Consider the following 23005-nt stretch of genomic DNA (forward strand, 5'->3'; position numbering starts at 1 on the left):
TAACCTATAGCACATGTAAATTTAAAAAGGGACTGCCTACTTAATAGACAGCCCCCTTCTTTTTGCCCGAATCTCGAATGTGCCGGTCTACTTTTTGATGGCGGCCTTGTTTACAACACTCGCGGGGATCTCCCCCATCAGGACCTGGGCGGCAGCTCGGGCAGCCTTCTGCTGAAGGTCCGCCTGGGCTTCCTCGGAATAAAAGCCCTTGTGGTCCGAAAGCACAACGTTATCCATTGCCTTGAGGGGATAGTCCGCCGGTGCCGGTTCCTGTTCGTGAACATCTATACCGGCCCAGGCGATCCTGCCGGACTTGAGGGCATCCACCAGGGCAGCGGTATCCACCAGACCGCCCCGGGAGGTGTTTACCAGGATTGAACTGGGCTTCATTTTGGAGAAGGCCTCGGCGTTGAAAAGATGCTTTGTCTTCTCGTTCAGCGGTGCATGGATGGAAACATAGTCAGACTCTTTCAGCAGGGTATCGAAATCAACCTTCCGGCCGCCGGCTTTTTTGATCTCGTCCTCATCAACAAAGGGATCATAGATAAGGACTTCTCCCAGGTTAAAACCCTTCAGCTTTCGGTGCAGGGCCCGGGGAATGTGTCCGTAGCCCACAAGACCGAACTTGCGTCCCGCTATACGATAGATGGGGGTGGGACCGTTGGCGTCCCAGTCCCCTTTGCGAACCGAAGCGTCCCGGAAGCGGATCTGCCGGGCGCAGGCCATAAAGAGGGCCAGAGCCTGGTCGGAAACTTCTTCCATACAGTAGTCGGGGACGTTACAGATCAGAATGCCCTTTTCCGTAGCCGCAGCAGCGTCTATGCTGTCATACCCGACTCCGTAACGGGCGATAACCCTGCACTTTTCAAATTTGCCCAGGAGCTCAGCCCCCAGGGGAGCCAGGTTTACCACAATGGCGTCCGCATCCTTACACTCGGCAACGATCTGATCATCCGAGGGATTTACATTGGTTATTTCAACAACCTCGGCCCCGGCTTTTTTGAACTCTTCCCTTTCCAGGGCATGACTTTCATAACGATCGTCAATTATTACTGCCTTCATAAAAACTCCTTATTGCATCATTTAACAGCATACGGGAATCACAATTACTATTTCATCTTTAGTTAAATAAGTAGCGATAGTCAAGAACAGTATAGCATAAAATAGTATACGAAAAAAGGATTTTCCTTGACCTGAATGGAGGACTATGAGAAAATTGTACAAACATATCTGAATGACTAGGAGGTCAGAATGAGAAAGCTTTTACTTGTATTGCTCGTCGTTATGTTGGCGATGGGCACAATTGTTGCGGAAGGTCAAAAGGAGACCGGCGGCAAAGCAGCACCAGTTACTCTGAAATTCGCCCACGTGTACGAAACCAGCGAAGCATTCCATGAATACGCCCTGTGGGCAGCCGACGAGATCGCAAAGCGTACTGACGGACGTTACAAGATCGAAGTATTCCCCGCTTCCTCTCTTGGTAAGGAATCGGACATCGTTGAAGGCTTGAGCCTCGGTACCGTGGACATCGTATACGCCGGCGGCGGTTTTCTTGCCGGTACCTACGGACCTCTCGGAATGACCAAAGCCGCTTTCATGTTCAAGGATTTCGACCACTGGAAGAACTTTGCCGACAGCGACTTCTTTAACGAGCTTGCAGACGGCTACGCGGACGCTTCCGGCGGCCACCAGGCCCTGGCGGTAACCTACTACGGCGCCCGCTGTGTTACCTCGAACAAACCCATCAATACCCCCGCGGATATGAAGAACCTGAAGATCCGGGTTCCCAATGCCCCGGTCTACCTGCTCTTTACCGAAGCTGTCGGCGCCAATGCGGCTCCAATCGCTTTTGCCGAGGTTTACCTGGCACTGCAGCAGGGTGTTGTCGATGCCCAGGAGAACCCCCTTCCCACCATCAAGGCGAAGAAGTTCTACGAGGTCCAGGACTACATCAACATGACCAAGCACATGACAAACAACCTCTTCACCATTGTCGGCTCCATGACCTGGAACAAGCTCAGCGATGCCGACAAAGAGATCTTTGAGGATGTCCTGAAAGAAGCTGCAGCCAAGGCTTCAAACGCCATAGACCAGGCCGAAAAAGACCTGATCCCCTGGTTCGAAGAGCAGGGTGTAACCGTCAACCAGAATGTTGACCGGGCAGCCTTTATCAAGACTGTTGCTCCTTACCTGACCAGCGGCGACAAGATGACCTGGACTGTTGAACAGTACAACAAGATGCAGGCCCTGGCGGATTAACAACTTCCGCTCAACTGTAATTTTTGCTATACTTTTATCTCGCGGGGAACATATGTTCCCCGCGTTTTCTATTGATTGGTTAAGGAGTTGCAATATGTCCACGGGAGATACCCAACCCCCAAAAAGCGGCGACAACGATAAAAACCAGATGATGGACAAGGAGTACGACTTTCACTTCAAGGATTACGCCATAGAGGATTACCTTGTACTGATTGTCTTCTGGTTCCTTGCCGCGGTAGTCTTTGCCCAGTTCTTCACCCGCTATTTTTTAAACTCATCCATCGCCTGGACGGAGGAAGTAGCCCGCTATCTTCTTATCGCCACCGGATTTATGGGCTCGGTAATGGCCGTGCGTAAGCGGGGCCACATTTATGTTGAGGTTTTCTACCGCTTTCTGCCCGCCAAGGTAGGAAGGGTAATGTCCACCATGGTGGACATCATCAAGATTATCTTTTTCGGTATCGGTATGTACCTGTCTTTCCGCATCATGCCCATTATGGCGCGTCAGCGAATGACCGCTTTGCCCTATCCCATGAGTTACATCTACATCCCGGTTCTGGTCGGCTTCGTCATCATGACCATCCGCAGTGTTCAGGTGGCCTGGGAACACTGGAAGAGCGGTTATATCCCGGTCATTAATGACTCGGACCATCCATTACCGGAAGAGATCGAGTAGGGAGGCTGTTCAATGATTGCTGTACTGTTTATTTCAATGCTTATCCTGATTGTTATCGGAGCCCCCATTGCCATAGCCCTGGGCGGATCCTCCATGATATGGGTGTACCTGACCAATGCGGTTCCTGATTTCGCCATCCTTCACCGCATGGTAATGGGTGTCGACAGCTTCCCCCTGCTGGCAGTGCCCTTCTTTATTCTCGCAGGAAGCCTGATGAACGCCGCGGGGCTTACAAACCAGATCTTCGACTTTGCCAAGGCCTGCGTCGGCTGGCTTCCCGGTGGGCTGGGCCACGTCAATGTCGGCGCGAGCATAATATTTGCCGGTATGTCCGGTGCCGCGGTAGCCGATGCCGGAGGGCTGGGAACCATCGAGATCAAGGCCATGGACGATGCAGGCTACGACCGGGACTTCTCGGTGGCTGTAACCGCCGCCTCCTCGACGATAGGTCCCATAATCCCGCCGAGCCTGCCCATGGTTATCTACGGAGTCATGGCATCAACCTCAATCGGTGCACTCTTTATTGCTGGTTTTATTCCCGGTCTCCTGATGGGGCTCGCCCTCTCCATTCTGGTCTACTACTTCGCGAAGAAAAGACATTACCCGAAGGATTCATCCTTCTCGCTGAAACGCCTGGGTCAAACCTTTATCAAGGGACTGCCGGCGCTTTTCTCTCCGGTCATTATTATAGGCGGCATCGCCACCGGGGTATTTACCCCCACCGAAGCTGCCATTGCAGCGGTGGCCTACTCCCTGATTCTGGGCTTTGTCTACCGCACCATGACGGTAAAGAAGTTCATGGCCGTCAGCATGGAGACCATCGAATCCACGGCGGTTATTCTGCTGATAGTGGCAGGGGCATCCATCTTTGCCTGGATCCTTACGGCCAACCGGGTAACGGAGAACTTCGCATCCGCCCTGCTCGCCTTCTCCCAGAACAAGTTTGTAGTGTTGATGCTTATAAACATCATTCTCTTTGTGGTGGGATTCTTTATGGAGACCCTGGCGGCCATTACCATCCTCACCCCCGTACTGCTGCCCACGGTCGTTGCACTGGGAGTCGATCCGATCCACTTTGGGGTAATCATGGTCCTGAACCTGATGATCGGTCTTCTGACCCCTCCGGTCGGAATGGTACTGTACGTATTGTCCCGAGTGGCGAAGGTGCCCTTTGAACGCTGTGCCTCAGCTACGCTGCCTTTTCTGATTCCCCTGGTTACAGTCCTGCTGCTGGTTACCTTTGTGGAACCCATCGCCATGTGGCTGCCCAGGCTTATCTTTCAGTAAGACAGTTTCATGGGAATAAAAAAAGCCCGTCCTGCGCTGAGCAGAACGGGCTTTTTATTTTTTCCGGCTGCAGAAGACCCGGACTCAGACCATCCCTTCGGCTTCCAGAGCCGCCCTGAGACCGGCCTTCTGCTCATCCGTGAGGGGAGCGAGGGGCAGCCGGGGAGCTCCCCCTGCATAGCCCATGATATCCATAGCGGCCTTTACTCCCAGGACTCCGTATTTTCCCGCGGCATTTGAGCTCAGCTTTCTGATCCATACATCGAAGGATGCAGCCTCGTCAGCTTTTCCCGCTTCGTGCAGCCGCTGCAGCTCGCAGCACTTTTCCGGCAGATAGTCGGCGATGGAGAGCACCCCGCCAACGGCCCCGTGCTTGAGGCCTTCGTAGAATTTGTTTATGGTACCCGCCAGGATATAAAAGTTCGACCCCCTGGGAACGGCATCGATATAGGGTACTATGGGTTCGCTGGAGGTATCCTTCATTCCAGCGATGTTCGGATGCTCAGCCACCCGGCGGATAAGATCCGTAGAAATCACCACCCCCCCGGCGTATTTGGGGATATTGTACAGCAGTACCGGTACAGGAGATGCATCCGCAACGCTGGTGTAGTAGCGAACCAGGGCATCGTCGGTCATGGCGGAGGTGAAGTAGTGGGGAGGCAGCAGGGATGCAAAATCAACCCCCAGGTCCGCATAGAGTTTAATGATTTCGATTGTCGCCTTCGCCGATTCCCTCCCCGCTCCGGCAAGGATCGTCTTTGAGGGGTCCCGGTATTTTGCATAGACCCGGATTACCTTGACCGACTCCTCGTCGGTAAGACTGCGGAACTCCCCGTTGGTACCCAGGGGCATGAAGCCGCGGATATCCGTGGAGTTGTACTTTTCCAGGTTTCCTCTGATCCTGTCGAAGGCTACCTCTTCCGTTCCGGCCTCGAAAACCGTGGCGCAGGGGGGGAATACCCCGTTCAGTCTGCTTGCATAGTCCATAAATACTCCAGAATTAAAATTAGGAAGGGGCATTTCACCCCGGAAATTACAGTATCAGATGTCCTTTAAGCTCCTGCTGAGCCTGGTTCGGCCGCACCTGGCAGCGGTACTCAAAGGCATCGGGCTTATGGATGGTCCGTTCCCACCAGAGGGGGATATGCTCGTCGATATAGCCGACGGAAGTCACCAGAAAGCCCGCTTTTCCCTCCTCAATCTCCAGGAGTTCAGCCTCTTCTCTGGTAATGGTTACGGCGGAAATCGTCTCGTCCGTTCCGGTAATGTTCAGATCATACTTGTCGGTGAACAGGCGGTAGAGGGAATCCTTCAGGCTCTGCTCAAAGAGGTCCGGACAGTAATCCGCCACAATATAGCGGTGTTCCAGAATCATGGGAACGTCATTGGCCTTGCGGAGCCGTTCAATACGATAGATGTCCTCCTCTGGCCCTACCTGCAGTTTTTCGGAAATGGCAGCTTCGATATTCTTTGCCTTCAGGCGCTCAAAGCGGAGTACCACCGATTTCGCCTCGTAGCCGGCATGTCTGGCGTTCTCGGTAAAACTGGTCAGTTTCAGCAGCTTCCCCACCGAAGGTTTCGAGCGGATAAAGGTCCCCACACCCTTGCGGAATTCCAGAAGTCCCTCAGAGACCAGACTGGAGAGAGACTTGTTCGCCGTGGCCCGACTCACATCGTACTCCTCACAGATCATCCGTTCGGTGAGAAATTTATCTCCCACCTGATACTCATCGCCGGAGATTTTCTGACGCAGCAGCCTGTTCAGCTGCTGATAGATTGGATCCTTGTTAATCATCATATGCATTCCGCCTTTTTTACAACGCATTTTACCCTGCCCCGGGGACAAAATCAACCTTTGGCCAAGCCACCAACCACTTTTTTCACCAAATTCACCCCTATTTTACTGGTTTTACCCGAATAAACTTGACAGGTGGCCTATCCACGTAGTATGGTAGCTTTCAGAACGAGTGGACAGTCCACTCATATGACAGGAGGATCAAATGGATCAGTTCAATCTGGGTCGTACCGTACCCATGACACCGCACCTTTCCGCCAATCTTCGTTCCCTCGTCGGATCGTCAAAGGATATCCAGGGGGCGAGCCTCATAGATGACGATGCAGACTACCTGCAGCACGTGCTGGATATTCCCATATCCTGGGACAGCTACTCCCGAATCCGGCCCGTGGTACGCAGGATCGGGGTTACAGGAAACTACAAGCAGGTTCTGGACACCTTTCCCACCCCTGCCAATGAGACACCCCCGGGATTCCGGATTGATTTCAACCTGGAAGCCGAGGGTATTCTGCGGGTGGATCTTGTCAGGGATATCAGCTACGACAAAAACAGCCAGAAGCGGGCCACAAATTTTCTTTTTTCCGCCGACAGCGCCAATCCCTACGAGGTCGCGGCCATAAAAAGCCAGCTGGCAAATCTTACCTGCAATCCCGGAATAATCTACGACCTCTTCATCAACAATCCCAAGGCGAATGTGGGCAACAAGTACAAAGACCGGGACGAGGTCATGCTTGCCCTGGGGGAGATCCTGGGACCGGGCTGCGACATAAGCGTGGAGGTCAACAACCCCTTCGACGATGTAGAGAAGATCCTGGACGAAGCGGAACACTTCCGGGAGATGCTTTCTCCCTACCGGGTCGTCATAAAAATTCCCCACACCGGACCGATCAACGCGGAAAATGTCGATCAGCTCCTTCAGGGAGACAAACTCTTCAGCGGGCGTTTTGACCAGGGAAGCACCGAGGACATGCTCCGGGGCCATAACCTGGCGATGATTCTGCGGGAAAAGGGCTTCAAGATCAATTTTACCCTCATGTTCGAAGCTCAGCAGACCGCAATGGCTCTGCAGGCAAAGCCTTACTTTATCAACAGCTTTGTCCGTCACCGGCTGGCCCAGAGCCAGGAGATGAAACGCCTCCTGGACTTCTTTGATCTTACCGAAGATGTTTCGTATATTGAGAAACTGCGGAGTTTCATGATCGCGAAGGACTACCTGAGCCCCGCCGACAAGGATATGAACCTGATCGAGGTCATGAAGATGGCCAGGCGAATTCTTCAGCAGCGGGGTGTCCATGGAGAGGGACATATTGACGGCCTTGATGGTGTACGTCATAATTTACGTATGCTCCGGCAGGTAAACCTTCCGGAAACCAGGCTGATAATCTGCAGCATGGAGGGGGATTACAACTATCCCGATATCGACCGGCTTCTGGCTGATCCGGAATTTGCCGACATGATGGACAGAGTGGTGGTAACCGCCGAACCTGAATATCTGGCCCGTTTTACCAGTGCCAACCAGGTGGTTTCCTACCAGCGTCGCTTCATGAACGCTGCCAGCGGAGCAAAATAACGTAAGGACACCTTTAAAACGTGGTATTTTTTCCATAGTCGAGGAGGAAAGGTTTTGCCGCGCCCGCGGGAAAAGAGCAGTTTTTTGAGGTGTCCGTAAATTTTTTCCAGGAAGACACAGTAAGGAGCAGTACATGAGTAAACGAGTAGCCATAGGATGCGACCCAAACGCCAGCGATCTCAAGGATTACATTAAATCCTGTCTGGATGAATGGGGCTATGAGTACACCGACATGGGCAGCGAAGATCCCATCTATGCCAATGTCGCTTTTAAAGTCGGCGAAGCCGTGGCACGGGGAGAATACGACCGGGGAATACTGCTGTGCGGTACCGGTATCGGCGTAAGCATCGCCGCCAACAAGGTGCCCGGGATCTACGCGGCCCTCTGTACCGACGTCTATTCCGCTGAACGGGCGGTAAAGAGCAACAACGCCAATGTCATGACCATGGGCGCCCAGACCATCGGTCCGATAATCGCCAGGGATATGGTAAAAACCTATCTTGAGGCGGATTGGGAGCCCGGAACCAGGTCCGAACCCAAGGTCCAGGCCTACGTTGATTACGCAAAAAAGCACGAGGCCTAGGGAGCGGCGGGAAAACACTATGAGTCTAAGCGCACAGGAAAAATGGGAACTGGAAGAGAAGGCCCTGTCCCTGCGGGAGAAAGTCCTCAGAATGATCAAGGCCTCCGGTTCCGGTCACCTGGGAGGAGCCCTTTCTGCAACCGAGATACTTACGGCCCTCTACTTTCGTATTATGAGGGTGGATCCCCAACGGCCCGACTGGCCCGAGAGGGACCGTTTCGTCCTCTCCGCGGGACACAAATGTCTTATCCTCTATGCAGCCCTGGCGGAGAAGGGTTTTCTGCCGGAAAGCTATCTGGATACCTACGGAGACCTTAAGTCCCCCCTGCCGGGCCACCCCAGCATGGAAAAACAGCCGGGAGTAGAGGCCAATACCGGAGCCCTGGGACACGGACTCTCCATAGCCGGCGGCATGGCCATGGGTCTGCGGGCCCAGGAGAAAAAGAACCGGGTTTTCGTACTCATGGGGGACGGAGAACAGGCGGAGGGCTCCAACTGGGAGGCCGCAGCGGCAGCCTCCTACCACAAACTGGACAATCTGCTGGCCTTTGTCGACCGCAACGGACTCCAGATCGGCGGGAAGACAACCGAAGTAATGAGTTACGAACCTCTGGAAGATCGCTGGTCCGCCTTCGGCTGGAGCGTTAAAACCATCGACGGCAACAATATCGAACAGGTGGTGGAAGCCATCGAATCGGCACCTTTCGAGGCGGGAAAACCCTCGGTAATCATCGCCGATACGGTCAAATCCAAGGGACTCTCTTTCGCCGAAGGAGACGCGGCCTACCACTACTGGAAGGCCGGTGCCGATGAAATGAAAACCGCTGACGCTGACCTGAAAAAGGCTCGCGAAATTCTGGAAAACGCACGGAAGGGGTTGAAATGAAAACGGTAAGCTGGAACAGAACATTCACCGAAGCAAAGGATCCCCGCAAGACCTTCGGGGAAGCCCTGACTGACGCGGGAAGCGCTATACCCGAAATAATAGCCCTCTCCACCGACAGCTCCTCAGGTTCCGGAATGGGCCCCTTCGCCAAAAAGTTCCCGGAGCGGCATTACGAGTTCGGCATCATGGAGCAGGGGGCCATAGGGTATGCCGCGGGGCTTGCATCCACGGGCCTGATCCCTTTTTACGCTGCCATCGCCCCCTTTGTAACCGCCCGGCCCTACGAGATGTTCCGCAACGACCTGGGTTATATGCAGCAGAATGTCAAGGTTGTGGGACGCTGCGCAGGTCTCACCTACTCCCACCTGGGTCCGACTCACCATTCCCTGGATGATATCGCCATTATCCGGACCATCCCCGGTGTAACGATCCTGAATCCCGGCGACCCGGTAAGCATTCACAAGGCCGTACAGGCGGCGGCCGAGTTCAAGGGACCGGCCTATATCCGCATAGGAAGTCCACCCATGCCCGGCATCTATAATGGCGATGTTCCCTTCGAGGCGGGCAAGGGTAACGTCCTTATGGACGGGACGGATGTAACGATCATAGCCACCGGTACCATGCTCGCCAATGCCGTCAAGGCCGCCATGAGCCTGGAATCCGAAGGGGTCAGCGTCTGCCTGATCGACATGCACACGGTAAAGCCCCTGGATACGGAGCTTGTACTGGAGGCGGCTGAACGTACCGGACGCATCGTCACCGTGGAAGAACACTATGTGACCGGCGGTCTCGGAAGTGCCGTGGCTGAGCTCTGCTCCGCAAATCGGCCAACCCCGGTCCACATGATCGGCGTCAAGGACCAGTACGCCAGCAACGGACCCTACGAGGAGCTCCTGGGACTCTACGGCCTGCAGGCCGGACAGATCGCCGACACGGTCAGAAATATCTTGAAATAACACTCTATTCCCCCGGTTCTGTACCGGGGGATTTTTCTGTGACAAGCAGAACAATCAAAGGGACAAGGAGAGGGGCATGAACATTCTTGGAGTCGACATCGGTACCACCTCGATGAAAATGGGGGTTTTTACCACCGATAAGGACGGAAATCTTGAACAGGTGCGGGAGTATTCGGAATCCTATCCCGTAAATGTCTACAACAACGGTACCTTCGGGGATATCGAGCAGGAAAAATGGGAGAAGGCCTTCCGCAACGGCTGCCGGCAAATGGCGGACCTGATGGGGGGAATCGACGCGGTATCCCTTTCCGGTACGACCCCGGGCTTAAGCGCCATGGACGCCGATGGAAAAGCGACCTATCCGGCCATCCTGATGCTGGACCAGAGATCCCGCAAGCAGGCCGCCGATATCATCCGGACCGTTGGTCTTCAGAAAATTCTGGATGAAACCTCCAATATGCCGGTCGCCGGAGGCTGTTCCCTGGCGAGTATCCTGTGGATCAAGGAAAACGAACCGGAGGCCTACGAAAAGTCCGTATGCTTCGGCCATTCCAACACCTACATAGCAAAATGGCTCACCGGCTCCTTCGCCATCGATCCCTCCTCCGCCTCCCTGAGCGCCCTGTACAATACAGTACGGAACGATCTTACCTGGAACAAGGAGATCGCCTCGGCCTTCGGGTTGTCCGTCGACCGCCTGCCGAAGGTTATTCACTCCTATGACAGCGCAGGAAACGTCAAGGCGGACCTTGCAGCGGAACTGGGTATGACCAAAAAGCCCCCGGTAATAATCGGCGGAAACGACGCGGTACTGGCGGCCTACGACGCCGGGGTAAACGAACCGGGTCAGATGATCAATGTCAACGGTACCTGCGAGATCAGCCTTGTCTGTCTGCCCAAATGTTACCCCTCCACGGAATACAATATACGGGCCCATGTGCTTCCCGACCGCTGGCTTACCCTCTACGTCATGAACGCAGGAGGCAAGGCTTTTGAGTGGTTCCAGCAGCTCTTCTGCTCCGAGATGACCCCCGACCAGTTCTGGTCGGACTTTATGCCCGTCGCCATGGAGAAATGGCTGACCCGGGAGAGCAATGTACGCTACACCCCCTATCTGATGGGATCCCGTTACTCCCTGGAACCCCTGAAAGCCGAGTTTACCGGCATGAACCAGGAATCCGACCGGGAAGAACTCCTTGCAGCCATGGTCCGGGGTCTCTGCGAATATCAGCGGGAGCACCTCAAGGAGATCTCCCTGGAGATCCCCATTTCAAAGGAGATCTTCGTAACCGGCGGTGCGGTTAACGACATTCTGATTGAAGCAAAAAAACAGTGGATGCGGGACAGCAGCTACGTCTATCGTGACCAGTCCTCCCTTCGCGGAGCGGCCCTTCTGGCCCGCAAGCACCTCGAAGGTGAACTGTGAGTGTGGCAGGCAAAACCGTCCTTGTAACCGGGGCGGGAGCCAATATCGGCCGGGCGATAGCTGAACTTTTCGCCCGGCAGGGGGCCCGGGTGGCCATAACCACCCGATCCAATGCCGGGGGAGGAGAAGCCGCCGCGGAGGCTGTTCGCCGACAGGGCGGAGAAGCCCTCTTTTTCGCTGCCGACCTGACCGACGAAAACCAGGTTGACCAGCTTTTCCGCCGCGTGGAACAGAGCTTCGGTCCCGTGGAGGTGCTTATCAACAACGCCGGCGCGGCCCTTCCCACCCCCTTTCTCGACTCCGAAGTCAGCCAGTGGCGGAATGTTTTCGAGATCAACTTTTTTACCGCCCTGAACTGCTCCCGCCGGGCAGCCCCTGGAATGATCGACAAAGGCAAAGGGTCAATAATCAATACCGTCTCGGTCCGGGGTTTCGACCATACCGGCCGGGAGGGGATTATGGCCTACTCCGCGGCCAAGGCTGCCCTGATCAATTTTACCAAGACCCTGGCCAAAGAGCTTGCACCTGGGATCTGCGTAAATGCGGTATCCCCCGGTTTTGTCCTTACCTCCGCTTACGACACGGCGCCGGAGGAGGTAAAGAAGGGCTTTATCGAATCCACAATGATCAAACGCTGGATACAGCCGGAGGAACTGGCGGAAGCATACCTCTACCTTGCCGGTCAATCTGCAGCAACCGGGACAGTCCTCGGTGTCGACGGCGGCTTTCTGCTCAAACAGGCCTGAGACGCCCTGCCTCCCCTGACCTCATGGGGAGGCAGGCTTGCACACTTCAGTTTTGTACGATATCATACAATTGGAACGATTCAATAACCACATTTCTGGAGTTTTTAATGGCGAAAAAGATAATTATAACCGGTGCCAGTACCGGAATCGGGGCTGAGACTTCCCGTATGCTGGCCCCGGGAAACGAAATCATTGTACACTACTACTCTTCCAAAGGTCCGGCGGAAGCCGTTGCCGCGGATATCGAAAAAGCGGGAGGAAAGGCCCACCTGCTTCAGGCTGACCTTTCAAAATCCGATGAATGCGAACGCTTTGTCGCTGAATGCGCCAAACTGTTCCCCGTTGTGGATGTCCTGGTCAACAATGCCGGCGGTCTTATTCGGCGCCAGCCGATAAACGAACTGGACTGGGATTTCATGATCGAAACCTTCGCCCTGAATACCTTTTCCACCATGAAGGTTACCTCCCTCTGCGTACCCCTGCTGGAAAAGGCGGAAGATCCGGTTATCATCAACATGACCTCCATTGCCATGCGCCACGGTGCCCCCTCCGCCACCCTCTACGGAGCATCCAAGGGAGCCCTGGATACCTTTACCCGCGGGGCCGCCACGGAGCTGGCACCGAAGAAGATACGGGTAAATGCGGTAGCCCCGGGAGTCATCGAAACCCCCTTCCACGAAAAGGTCTCCACCCCGGAAAAGATGAAGAGCTTCAAGGAGAATACGCCCCTTAAGCGGAACGGCCGGGCCCGGCATATCGCCCAGGCTGTCAAGTATCTTATCGAGAACGACTTCATGACCGGCGCGACGGTGGATGTAAACGGCGGGCTGTTCATGTACTAGGGGTCAGTACAGACCGTAAAAAGCCATCGGCGGCAGTATCAGGCGCCGATGGTTTTTTTTTGCCCCGGGTTCAACTTTTCGGCGGTTCCGCAGGACTCCCGTATCGCAAGCCGGGGAGTTATCAGTATCCGTTCCGGGGTTCCCGGATTCTCAATCAGTTGCAGAAGAAAACCCGCCGCCCTCCGGGCTATGAGTTCCGGAGGAATGGCAATGGTGGAGAGGGAGGGAGTCCACAGCCTGGCTTCGGAGATATCGTCGAAACCAATGACGCCGAAATTCCGCCCCGGCTGAATACCCTTTGATCGCAGCCCCAGCATGACCCCCAGGGCTATAATGTCATTATAGCAGAAGGCCGCCGTGGGAGGATCGGGACGGGACACCAGTTCCCGAATGGCCGCGTAACCTCCCCAGCGGCTCCCCTGGGCGGTGACCATTAATTCCGGATCCGGGCTGTAACCATACTTGTCAAAGGCGATCCGGAATCCCTCCAGCCGCTCAGGCCGGGGCGACGAGCCGTCCTCGCCTCCCACAAAAGCGATTCGCCTGTGGCCTGCCGCAAGCAGACGTTCCACCGCCATGGTCGTACCCACGACGTTATCGGCGCCCACATAATTCCCCGGATAATCGCTGAGATAGCGGTTTATAAATACCGAAGGAACATTACTGTTGACCAGAGGACCCAGATCTTCCCGGGTGGAAAACCTGGCGGGACTGATAAGCAGCCCCTCCACATTATGTTCGAGGAGGGTGGAGATGGCCTTTCTCTGACGTTCCGGGCTCTCGGTCGTATTGGCGAGCATAACGACGATTCCCTCCGGTTCGAGACACTCCTCTATTACCGGCACCAGCTCGGCAAAGAAGGGGTTACCCAGATCATTGATGAGGACCCCGACAATAAAGGAGCGGCTGGTCCGCAGGTTGGCGGCGGTACGATTGTAGACATATCCAAGGGATTCGCTTGCCGCTTTTACCAGGGCCGCGGTCTCCTTCGTTATAAGGGGGCTGTTTTTCAGCACAAGAGAGACCGTCGACTTTGAGACCCCCGCCTCCCGGGCGATATCCTTGATCGTCACCCTTCTCTTGGTTTTTCCTGTCTGCCGGTTCACCCTACAAATACCTTCTTTGAAATTGGAACGGTGTAATTCTATGCTCCCATAAGCGAACTGTCAATAAATAAAAAACCCAACTTGAACACATTATCCGGAAGCTTAAACTAAAAATAGTACAAAATTGCAGTACTGAAAAACAATTTTCTTGACAGCAACCAAAACCCCTGCTATCGTTTTCATTGAATCGTTCCAATCCAATGCACGAAAGAACTGTGCACGGAAAAATTAACAGGAGGACTATTCATGAAAAAGATTGTTGGACTGACTCTCGCACTGATGCTGATCTTCAGCCTTGCTTCCTTTGCGGAAGGCGGAAAAGAGAGCGGAACACCTGAGTCCATTACTCTCGTCGGCGGCGTCATGCTTCCCAAGGGACATGTATACTATCAGGCAATGGAAAAGTTTGTTGAGCTCCTCGATGAGTACTACACCGGTCCCATCGAACTGAAGTACGAACTTCACCACTCCGGCTCCATCGGAACCGAAAAGGACATGTTCGAGTTCATGATGCAGGGAGTTTCCGTAGACTTTGCGGTTGTATCCCCCGCGTGGGCCGCAACCTGGGACAAAACAGCCCCCATCATCGACGCACCCTTCCTTTTCAGGAGCATCGAGCACTGGGAACAGTCCCTTGAAGCCGGCGCCCTCGACTCTATCGCGGAAACCATTCGGAAAAAAGGCGTCCGTTTCATCGGTTACGGCGGAGGCGGAGCCCGCAGCCTGATCCTGAATCAGCCGGTCAGCAGCCTCGAAGACTTCGGCAAGATCGACCTGCGGGTCCAGGGTTCCCCCCTGCACGCCGCGGTATTCGGCGCCATCGGCCTGAACCCCACTCCCCTGGACTATACCGAGGTATATAACGCCATAAAAACCGGTGTTGTCGACGGTCTCGAGAACGAACCCGCCGGACTTGAGGGCATGAAATTCTACGAGGTCGCTCCCTACTATGCTCTTTCCGAGCATCAGATCACCACCCGTATCCTCTGCTTCTCCGAGTCTAGACTTCAGAGCTTTCCCCAGGACCTGCAGGATGCCATTATAAAGGCCGGACTCGACGCCGGACGCTGGCACCGCAAGGCGGAAGTGGCTCTGGGACAGCAGATCATAGACAAACTGGTAGCCGGCCATGGCCTCAAGGTAATCGAGTTTACCAAAGCGCAGAAAGACGAGATGGCCCGCAGGGCAATGCCGGAAGTAATGAAGTACGCCGAAGAAGTCGGTGCCACCGATATCGTCGAAACAATCCAGAATCTCTAGAGATTAAGCTTTTCACCTTACCCGCAGGCCGGAGGACTCCGGCCTGCTTTTCCATTAATTCAGAGGAGCAAACCGATGCCCTTGAAACTGTTTGATCTGTACGCGAAATTCCTTATCCGCGTAATGATTGTCCTGATGTTCATCCTGCTGGGCGCCGTCGCCCTGACTGTTGCAGGCCGCTACATACCCTTTATTCCCCGCTTCCTGTGGACCCTGGAAGTCACCAACATATCCCTTATCTGGATGGTTTTTGTGGGCTCGGTAGTCGGCCTCAGGGAATCCCGGCACTTCTACATCGATATCTTCGCCGGCGGAGTCCCTCCATGGTTCGAAATGTTTCTAAAAATTCTCAACTATTTTGTTACGCTGACTGTCACCTATGTATTTGTCCGTTACGGATACCGCTTTTTTATGCAGTGGGGACTGATCCAGACCTCTGAGCTTACCGGTATAAATCTTGGTTTTCTCTATGCCTCGGTCCCCTTTGCCGGCGTATCATGGCTGATATTCTTGATTGAGAGGTTTTACCACGACTTTATAAAAAAGGACCAGACGGAAGAACACCACATGGCCGATTCCTACCAGGTCCATCACGAAGATGAAGACACTAAAGAAGGAGAAACGGACAAATGACAGCTGGAACAGTCGCCGCGATAATGTTCATACTGCTTATCGTCCTCATTATTTTACGCGTTCCGGTCAGTTTTACCCTGGCCTTCGCCGTTGTACCTATTCTTTTGCTCACTCCCAGGGTCTCGCCGCTCATGCTGCTGCAGCGCATGATGGTTCAGTACGGGTCCTTTCTGCTATTATCGATACCCTTCTTCTTACTGGCCGCTGTCATCATGAACGAGGCCAAGATCACCGACCGGCTGATCAGGTTCTCCCGCTCCATGGTGGGACCCCTTCCCGGCGGTCTTGGCCACGTTAATGTTGCGGTAAGTATGCTCTTTGCAGGTATCTCCGGTTCCTCCAATGCGGATGCCGCCGGTATCGGTTCCGTACTTATTCCCGCCATGGAGAAAGAGGGCTACGACAAGAACTTCACCGTAGCCGTTACAGCCTGTTCGGCGGTAATGGGAAACATCATTCCCCCAAGTATTACCATGGTTGTGTGGGGCGGGGTCATGAGTACCTCCGTTTCCGGGCTCTTTCTGGCCGGCTTTGTTCCCGGCGTAATGATCGCCCTCTTTCAGATGGCCCTGGTACTCTACTTTGCCCTCAAGCGGGGATATCCCCGGGACGCGCGATTCAGCATAAAGGAATTTATTCAGAGCTTTCGCGGAGCAATCCTGGCCCTGGTTACACCGCTGATTATCGTCGGCGGTATCGTCTTCGGAATCGTTACCCCCACCGAAGCTTCCATGGTGGCGGTTATCTACTCCCTTTTCCTGGGTATGTTCATCTACAAAACCGTCTCCTTCAACAAGTTTGTCGGTCTCATGCTGGATACCGCCAAGCTGGCTTCCATCGTGCTCTTTGCCGTAGGAAGCGCCTCCATATACGGCTGGGTCCTGGCCTACTACAAAATCCCGAACTTCCTGGTTGACGTTCTCGGCGGTATTACGACCACACCCTCCCTGATGCTCATGATCTTTGTGGGAATTTTCCTGCTGGTGGGAACCTTCATGGACTCCGTTCCCGCCATCGTCATCCTCGGGCCCCTGCTCGCTCCCATTGCAGAGCATGTCGGGATACACCCCCTTCACTTCGCCATCGTGGGAGTTGTCTCCCTGGCCTTCGGACTGGTAACCCCTCCCTACGGGCTCTGCCTGCTGATATCCAGCGAGATCGCCGGGATTAACGCCATGCGTCCCCTCAAGGAGGTCGGACTCTTCCTGCTTTCCATGCTGGCGGTATTGCTTCTGATCATATTCTTTCCGTCCCTGACCCTGGCTATTCCCCAGGCCTTCATGCCGGAACTCTTTTTATAGACTGTTATGAAAGATAAAATACTGAGCGCCGAAGCCGCCGTCGCCCTCATAGGGGACGGCGCACGGGTTGCCCTCCACGGTTCGGGGGGCGGCATCTGTGAACCCACCCTGCTGTTGAAGAAGCTGGGAGAACGCTTTCAGAAAAACGGAAACCCAAAGGGAATAAGCATTGTCCATTCCACGGGCATAGGCAACAAGGAGGGCACCGGAATCGACCTTATCGCCTTTGCGGGCCTTGTCAAGCGTGACATTGCAGGACATTTCGGGATGTCCCCCAAAATGGGAGAGCTGATCCTGGGAAACCAGGTGGAGGCCTATAACTTTCCCCAGGGGGTACTCTCCCATATGTTTCACGCCGTGGCTGCCAGAACACCGGGGGTCATTACCAAGATAGGCCTCAACACCTACGTGGACCCGCGCCTCGAGGGCGGAAAGGCCAACGATCTCGCCACGGAAGACCTGGTAAAGGTCATAGAACTGGATGGCGAAGAGTGGCTCTTCTTCCCCCGCTTTGAGTTCGACTTTGCCTTTGTCCGGGGAACCACCGCCGACCTTAACGGAAATATAACCAATGAGGAAGACGGGCCCTTTCTGGAGGGGATGGCAATCGCCCAGGCAGTCAAAAACTGCGGAGGGACGGTTATAGCCCAGGTCAAGTATCTGGCTGAGAACGGAACCCTGGACCCGCAGCAGGTACGTATCCCGGGAATCTACGTCGATCATATCGTCGTGGATCCCGAACAGACCCAGACCTGTCTGCACAGCTACGAACCCTCCTTTGCCGGGAAGGTCCGGATTCCCCTTACAAGGATGGAACCCCTGTCCCTGGGACCGAAGAAGATTATTGCCCGGCGGGCGGCGAAGGAACTCTTCGAAGGAGCCATCGTAAACCTTGGATATGGCGCACCTGACGGAGTGGCAGCCGTGGCTTCCGAAGAAGGCATCCTGGACAAGTTTACCCTGACCGTCGAACAGGGATCCATCGGCGGACGTCCCGCGGGGGGCGTAGTCTTCGGCACCGCCTACAACCCGGAGGCCATAATTCCCATGGACGCCCAGTTCACATTCTACGACGGCGGCGGGCTGGATCTGGCCTATCTTGGCATGGCCCAGGTCGATCAGCACGGGAACGTCAACTCCAGCCGGGTCGGACGCATGCTCGCAGGCTGCGGAGGCTTCATCAATATTACCCAGAACGCAAAAAAGGTGATCTTCTGCGGGACCTTTACTGCCAAGGGGCTCAAGTGCTCCGTGGGAGACGGCAAAATCAGCATCGACCAGGAAGGTTCGGTACGGAAATTCGTGGACCGGGCGGCCCAGATCACCTTCAGCGGTGATTACGCCGGCAGCCTCGGACAGCCGGTACTCTATGTCACGGAACGGGCGGTTTTTTCCCGCAGCCCGGAAGGGCTGATGCTGGAGGAGATTGCCCCGGGAGTCGACCTTGAACGGGACATTCTGGCACATATGGATTTCAAGCCCCTTATTTCACCGGATCTGAAAGAGATGGACCCGGACTTCTTCCGGGAGTGAGGACCTTTTCATGATTACCACTGTAAAAATCGAACTGCGCGCCCCGGTGGCGCGCATCATTTTCAGCGTTGATCCGCCGGGAAAACCCCCGGCGGTGGATTATGATGTTATCGACCAGCTGGAGGAGGCTGTAAAAGGTATCGCCTCCGCAGGTCCCGATATTCGTCTGGTCCTTGTGGAGAGTTCGGAACCCAGATATTTTGTAGTCGGGGCCAACCTGAAGGCCCTGCAGCAGATCGACAGCCAGAGTATCCGACCCTGGGTACGCCGGGGACACGATGTATTCAACATGCTGCAGGAACTGGAGCTTCCGGTCATCGCTGTTGTGCGCGGCTTTGCCGGCGGAGGCGGACTTGAGCTGGCCCTGGCCTGCGACTTTATCTATGCCGCCGATAATGCCCGTTTCGCCCTGCCGGAAGCAGGGCTGGGTCTTATTCCCGGCTGGGGAGGGAGTCACCGCCTTCCCTTAAGGATCGGCGCAGCCCGGGCCAAGGAGATGGCCTTCTCCGCCCGGCCGATCGATGCCGCAACTGCCTATGACTGGGGACTGATCAACTGGTACGGACCGGAAGAGGAGCTTCAGCAAAAGCTCGAGGAGATCTCCGCAAGCATCAGCGCAAACAGCCGGATATCCGTGGCCATGGAAAAACAGCTTATCAATTCCGCTGACAGTCCGGACAATCCCCGCATGAAATTCGAAGAGGCCGCCGCCTCCACCGCCGCCATGAGTTCCAGCGATACCTCCCGCAGACTTGAGGAGTTTTTCGAAAAACGGCGGAAAAAATAGCAGATTATCTACACAGGAGTCGCCTTATGTCGTATCTGGACAACCCCATCCGGCTGCAGGAAGTCCGCAGTTTCTACCTTGAACGTCTTCTCAAGCCGAAGCTTACATCTGAACGGGCGGATATCGTGACCAGGTCCTATGCCCGAACCGAAGGTTCCCATCCCATAACCCGGCGGGCACAGGCCCTTAAGGACATCCTTGCCGAAATGAGCATCTACATCAAACCCTGGGAACTCCTGGCGGGCAATCTTGGACCGGAACCCGTCTCCGCTCCGGTATTTCCCGAGGGCGGTGCCGATTTTATCCTCGAAGAGATGGACAGCTACGGCACCCGGCCGGGAGACAAGTTCGAAGTCAGCGAAGAGACAAAAACAGAGCTCCGGAGGATCCTTCCCCTGTGGAAAGGAAAAACCCTGAAGGAGTACGGCCTCTCCCTGATGCCGGAAGGTCCGGTACGGATGCGGGAAGCCGGGGTATTCTCCGCGGAAAACATGCTCACCTGCGGTACCGGACACTTTCTGCCGGATTATACCAAGGTACTGGAGCAGGGCTTTCGCGGCATAAGCGAACAGGCTAAAGCAGCCCTTATGACCCTGGACCTGAGCCGGGAAGAGGGATACGAAAAACGCATCTTTTACGAGGCCGTGCTGACCATCTGTGCCGCCGTCAGAGACTTCTCCCTCCGTTACGCCGAGCTTGCCGATTCCATGGCCGCTGAAGAAAAGGAGGAAGAACGGCGAAGGGAACTGAAAAAAATCGCGGAGGTCTGCCGCAGGGTGCCCTGGGAGCCCGCCGCAGGTTTCGCCGAAGCCGTCCAGAGCCTCTGGTTCACCCACCTGGTCTGTTATATCGACTCCAACGGTTACGGCGTAACCCTGGGACGCTCCGCCTCCTGTCTGTATCCCTGGTATCGATCAAGTATTGCTTCCGGAGAGATCGACAGGGAAGGAGCGCTGGCTCTTCTTGTAAGTCTCTTTTTCAAGACAAACGACATCCTGAAGCTCTACAACAACAACGCCGCCCAGAATTACGGCGGCTTTCCCGTGGGACAGCCGGTCCAGCTGGGGGGAATCAACGCCGCCGGAGAGGACGATACCAACGAACTGAGCTTCCTCTTTCTGGAGGCGGAGAAAAAGGTAAAACTTTATCAGCCGGATATCGGCTTTCTGTGGACCGAAAAGATCAATCCCGGGTTTTTCCGGGCGGCAACGGAACTTGTGGCAACAAACTCAAAGCCCAAGTTTTTCAACTACCATGTGGGTTCCGCCATGTACCGCCAGGCGGGATTATCGGAAGAGACTGCCCAAAAGGACTGGGCCTTTATCGGCTGCGTCGAATACGGAGTCCCGGGTAAAACCTGGACCTGGGCCGACGCCGCCATGTTCAACCTGGCAAAATGCCTTGAACTGGCCCTTAACGACGGGATAGACCCGGTAAGCGGCAGCCGCCTCGGGCCCCAGACAGGAAGCCCGGAGGACTTCAAGGATTTCAGCCAGTTTCTCTCCGCCCTGCAGCGGCAGATTGCCTACATGTTTGACCTGACGGTTCAGGGCATAACCGCTTTACAGGTTGCCCATAAACACTGCTGGCCGGAACCCTACGAATCTCTGCTTGTAGACGGCTGCATGCAGAGCGGCAGGGAGGTCAACCAGGGCGGCGCCACATCCTACCACACAGGCGTCCAGTTCGTGGGATTCGCCACGGTGGTGGATTCACTGCTTGCGATAAAACACTTTGTGTTCGAGCACCGGAGCATAAACTTCCGGGACCTGGTGGACAACCTTGGAGAAAATTTCAGGAATAATGAGGTACTCCGTGTACGTCTTTTGCGGGAGACCCCCCGGTTTGGTATGGACAGGGATGATATAAACTCCCTGGCGGGAGAGGTTTTCACCTACTGCTGCGACACCGCAGGCCGTTACCGGGATATATGGGGAGGGCTCTATACTGCAAGTCTCTACAGCCTCACGGCCCATGTAGGTTTCGGCGCCCGGGTCGGGGCGACTCCGGACGGCCGGATGGCCTTCTCTCCCCTATCCGATGCCAGTTCACCATCTCAGGGACTGCAGAACGGCTCCGTGACCGAGATCTTCACCACCCAGTCGAAGCTCCCTCACCACAAGGCCATAAACGGTACCCTGCTGAACATGAAGCTCAACAAGAAACTGCTGTCCGGCCCGGAAGGAACGGCCAGGCTGCAGAACCTTATAAGCACCTACTTCAAGATGGGAGGCTTTCATGTTCAGTTCAATGTCGTGGACGTGGAGGTTCTCAAGGATGCCCAGGCGAATCCGGACAAGTATCCAGATTTCCTGATCCGGGTCGCCGCTTACGTTACCAACTGGAATCAGCTGAGCCGGGATGTTCAGAACGAGATAATATCCCGGGCCGAGATGGAGAGTTTTTAGGCGCCGTGGATAATACCGTGCACAACGAAATCAGGGGGACAGTTTTTAACTGCGAAACCTTCAGCCTCCACAACGGACCGGGTATACGGACGACCCTTTTTCTCAAGGGCTGTCCCCTGCGCTGCCTGTGGTGCGCCAACCCTGAAAGCTGGAGTATGGAAGCCGAAGTCAGCTACAACCGGGAACTCTGCATCCCTGAATGCCACGAATGCGAGAAGGTTGCCGGAAGCGGCCTTCTTGAACGGGACCGTGAGGGAAAAATTGTCATACCTCCCGCAGCCCCGCGAAGCGATCCTGCCCTTATAGCCGCTGCCCGGGCCTGCCCCGCCCGGGCGCTTTCGGTTGAGGGTTACACCATATCCGTGGACGAAGCCGCAAAGCTGCTCTGCAGGGACCGGCCTTTTTTCGAGGAATCCGGAGGCGGAGTTACCCTCTCCGGGGGTGAACCTCTTCTGCAGCCCGAATTTTCGGCTGCGCTCCTGGGACGCCTGAAAACAGAGGGAATTCACACAGCCCTGGATACCTGCGGAGATGCTGCCCCGGAAGTATACAGGGAAGTTAGCAGTCTTGCAGACCTCATCCTCTTCGATTTCAAGGCCGCCCACAGCGGACTCCACAGGGAATGCACCGGACAATCCAACGAGAGGATTCTGGTGAACCTGGAGCAGACTGCCGCGGAACGTCCGGAGCAGCTGCGGGTACGTATTCCCTTTATTCCCGGACTCAATGGAACCGAAGGGGAGTTATCTGCCATGGCCAGGGTATTAAAGGGACTGGGGATATCCCGGGCGGAACTTCTTCCTTACCATCGCCTGGGAATTCACAAGTACCGGCAGCAGGGCAAGGAATATACTTTGGGATCAGTGGAAATCCCGGGTTCGGAAATCCTGAAGACAGCAGTCCGTATCTGCAGGGACCTGGGAGTCGAACTGCATATACAGCACTAGAAGA

21 protein-coding genes are annotated in these 23005 nt (G+C 55.1%); 17 read left to right on the forward strand and 4 right to left on the reverse strand.

Annotation, left to right across the window (positions count from 1 at the left end):
• Positions 1-87: 87 nt before the first annotated feature.
• A complete protein-coding gene (locus B4O97_RS01500) occupies positions 88-1062 on the reverse strand; it encodes a C-terminal binding protein (protein ID WP_083047627.1) in 975 nt (324 codons plus the stop codon).
• Between the two features lie 189 nt (positions 1063-1251).
• On the opposite strand from B4O97_RS01500, the gene B4O97_RS01505 reads away from it, so the two are divergent.
• The 3 genes from B4O97_RS01505 to B4O97_RS01515 all read left to right on the forward strand — a co-directional run bounded on the left by B4O97_RS01505 (position 1252) and on the right by B4O97_RS01515 (position 4222).
• Positions 1252-2259 (forward strand): sialic acid TRAP transporter substrate-binding protein SiaP, encoded by a 1008-nt coding sequence (locus B4O97_RS01505; protein WP_083047629.1) that lies wholly within the window; start codon positions 1252-1254, stop codon positions 2257-2259.
• Positions 2260-2353: 94 nt separating this feature from the next.
• A complete protein-coding gene (locus tag B4O97_RS01510) occupies positions 2354-2935 on the forward strand; it encodes a TRAP transporter small permease (protein ID WP_198946995.1) in 582 nt (193 codons plus the stop codon).
• Positions 2936-2947: 12 nt separating this feature from the next.
• Positions 2948-4222 (forward strand): TRAP transporter large permease, encoded by a 1275-nt coding sequence (locus tag B4O97_RS01515; protein ID WP_083047631.1) that lies wholly within the window; start codon positions 2948-2950, stop codon positions 4220-4222.
• Positions 4223-4306: 84 nt separating this feature from the next.
• On the opposite strand, the gene B4O97_RS01520 is transcribed toward B4O97_RS01515, so the two are convergent.
• Both B4O97_RS01520 and B4O97_RS01525 read right to left on the reverse strand, forming a co-directional pair.
• Positions 4307-5209: a dihydrodipicolinate synthase family protein gene (locus tag B4O97_RS01520; RefSeq protein WP_083047633.1), complete on the reverse strand. Its 903-nt coding sequence runs from the start codon at positions 5207-5209 to the stop codon at positions 4307-4309.
• 46 nt (positions 5210-5255) lie between these two features.
• The gene (locus tag B4O97_RS01525; protein ID WP_158084090.1) at positions 5256-6020 is read right to left on the reverse strand and encodes a GntR family transcriptional regulator; all 765 of its coding nucleotides are present in this window, start codon (positions 6018-6020) and stop codon (positions 5256-5258) included.
• Between the two features lie 202 nt (positions 6021-6222).
• On the opposite strand from B4O97_RS01525, the gene B4O97_RS01530 reads away from it, so the two are divergent.
• The 7 genes from B4O97_RS01530 to B4O97_RS01560 all read left to right on the forward strand — a co-directional run bounded on the left by B4O97_RS01530 (position 6223) and on the right by B4O97_RS01560 (position 13026).
• On the forward strand, positions 6223-7587 hold the full coding sequence (locus tag B4O97_RS01530) for a transaldolase family protein (RefSeq protein WP_198946996.1): 1365 nt from the start codon (positions 6223-6225) through the stop codon (positions 7585-7587).
• Positions 7588-7720: 133 nt separating this feature from the next.
• The gene (locus B4O97_RS01535; protein ID WP_083047637.1) at positions 7721-8170 is read left to right on the forward strand and encodes an RpiB/LacA/LacB family sugar-phosphate isomerase; all 450 of its coding nucleotides are present in this window, start codon (positions 7721-7723) and stop codon (positions 8168-8170) included.
• A 19-nt stretch (positions 8171-8189) separates the two neighbouring features.
• The gene (locus B4O97_RS01540; RefSeq protein ID WP_083047639.1) at positions 8190-9056 is read left to right on the forward strand and encodes a transketolase; all 867 of its coding nucleotides are present in this window, start codon (positions 8190-8192) and stop codon (positions 9054-9056) included.
• Positions 9053-10012 (forward strand): transketolase family protein, encoded by a 960-nt coding sequence (locus B4O97_RS01545; protein ID WP_083047641.1) that lies wholly within the window; start codon positions 9053-9055, stop codon positions 10010-10012. Before B4O97_RS01540 ends, B4O97_RS01545 begins: the two co-directional genes overlap by 4 nt.
• 76 nt (positions 10013-10088) lie before the next feature.
• The gene (locus B4O97_RS01550) at positions 10089-11438 is read left to right on the forward strand and encodes an FGGY-family carbohydrate kinase (protein ID WP_083047643.1); all 1350 of its coding nucleotides are present in this window, start codon (positions 10089-10091) and stop codon (positions 11436-11438) included.
• Positions 11439-11440: 2 nt separating this feature from the next.
• Positions 11441-12184 carry an SDR family NAD(P)-dependent oxidoreductase gene (locus B4O97_RS01555; protein WP_158084091.1) on the forward strand — a complete coding sequence of 248 codons (744 nt, stop codon included), beginning with the start codon at positions 11441-11443 and terminating at the stop codon, positions 12182-12184.
• Between the two features lie 107 nt (positions 12185-12291).
• Positions 12292-13026 carry an SDR family NAD(P)-dependent oxidoreductase gene (locus B4O97_RS01560; protein ID WP_158084092.1) on the forward strand — a complete coding sequence of 245 codons (735 nt, stop codon included), beginning with the start codon at positions 12292-12294 and terminating at the stop codon, positions 13024-13026.
• Between the two features lie 38 nt (positions 13027-13064).
• On the opposite strand, the gene B4O97_RS01565 is transcribed toward B4O97_RS01560, so the two are convergent.
• On the reverse strand, positions 13065-14099 hold the full coding sequence (locus B4O97_RS01565) for a LacI family DNA-binding transcriptional regulator (protein WP_158084093.1): 1035 nt from the start codon (positions 14097-14099) through the stop codon (positions 13065-13067).
• Between the two features lie 279 nt (positions 14100-14378).
• Here B4O97_RS01565 and B4O97_RS01570 point away from each other — a divergent pair, with 279 nt between their 5' ends.
• The 7 genes from B4O97_RS01570 (at position 14379) to B4O97_RS01600 (ending at position 23001) form a co-directional block, all read left to right on the forward strand.
• Positions 14379-15392: a TRAP transporter substrate-binding protein gene (locus tag B4O97_RS01570; RefSeq protein ID WP_083047651.1), complete on the forward strand. Its 1014-nt coding sequence runs from the start codon at positions 14379-14381 to the stop codon at positions 15390-15392.
• A 75-nt stretch (positions 15393-15467) separates the two neighbouring features.
• Entirely contained in the window at positions 15468-16025 is a 558-nt protein-coding gene (locus B4O97_RS01575; RefSeq protein WP_083047653.1) for a TRAP transporter small permease, read from the forward strand.
• Complete coding sequence (locus B4O97_RS01580) at positions 16022-17326, forward strand: TRAP transporter large permease (RefSeq protein ID WP_083047654.1); 1305 nt, start codon at positions 16022-16024, stop codon at positions 17324-17326. Before B4O97_RS01575 ends, B4O97_RS01580 begins: the two co-directional genes overlap by 4 nt.
• A gap of 6 nt (positions 17327-17332) precedes the next feature.
• Positions 17333-18859, forward strand: coding sequence for an acyl CoA:acetate/3-ketoacid CoA transferase (locus B4O97_RS01585; protein ID WP_083047656.1), 1527 nt, complete (start codon positions 17333-17335; stop codon positions 18857-18859).
• A 10-nt stretch (positions 18860-18869) separates the two neighbouring features.
• Positions 18870-19646, forward strand: a complete 777-nt coding sequence (locus tag B4O97_RS01590) for an enoyl-CoA hydratase/isomerase family protein (protein ID WP_083047658.1) — start codon at positions 18870-18872, stop codon at positions 19644-19646.
• Between the two features lie 26 nt (positions 19647-19672).
• On the forward strand, positions 19673-22054 hold the full coding sequence (locus B4O97_RS01595) for a glycyl radical protein (RefSeq protein ID WP_083047660.1): 2382 nt from the start codon (positions 19673-19675) through the stop codon (positions 22052-22054).
• A 5-nt stretch (positions 22055-22059) separates the two neighbouring features.
• Positions 22060-23001, forward strand: a complete 942-nt coding sequence (locus tag B4O97_RS01600) for a glycyl-radical enzyme activating protein (protein WP_158084094.1) — start codon at positions 22060-22062, stop codon at positions 22999-23001.
• The last annotated feature ends 4 nt before the right edge of the window (positions 23002-23005 follow it).

This window comes from Marispirochaeta aestuarii (genome assembly GCF_002087085.1).
GTDB lineage: Bacteria > Spirochaetota > Spirochaetia > JC444 > Marispirochaetaceae > Marispirochaeta > Marispirochaeta aestuarii.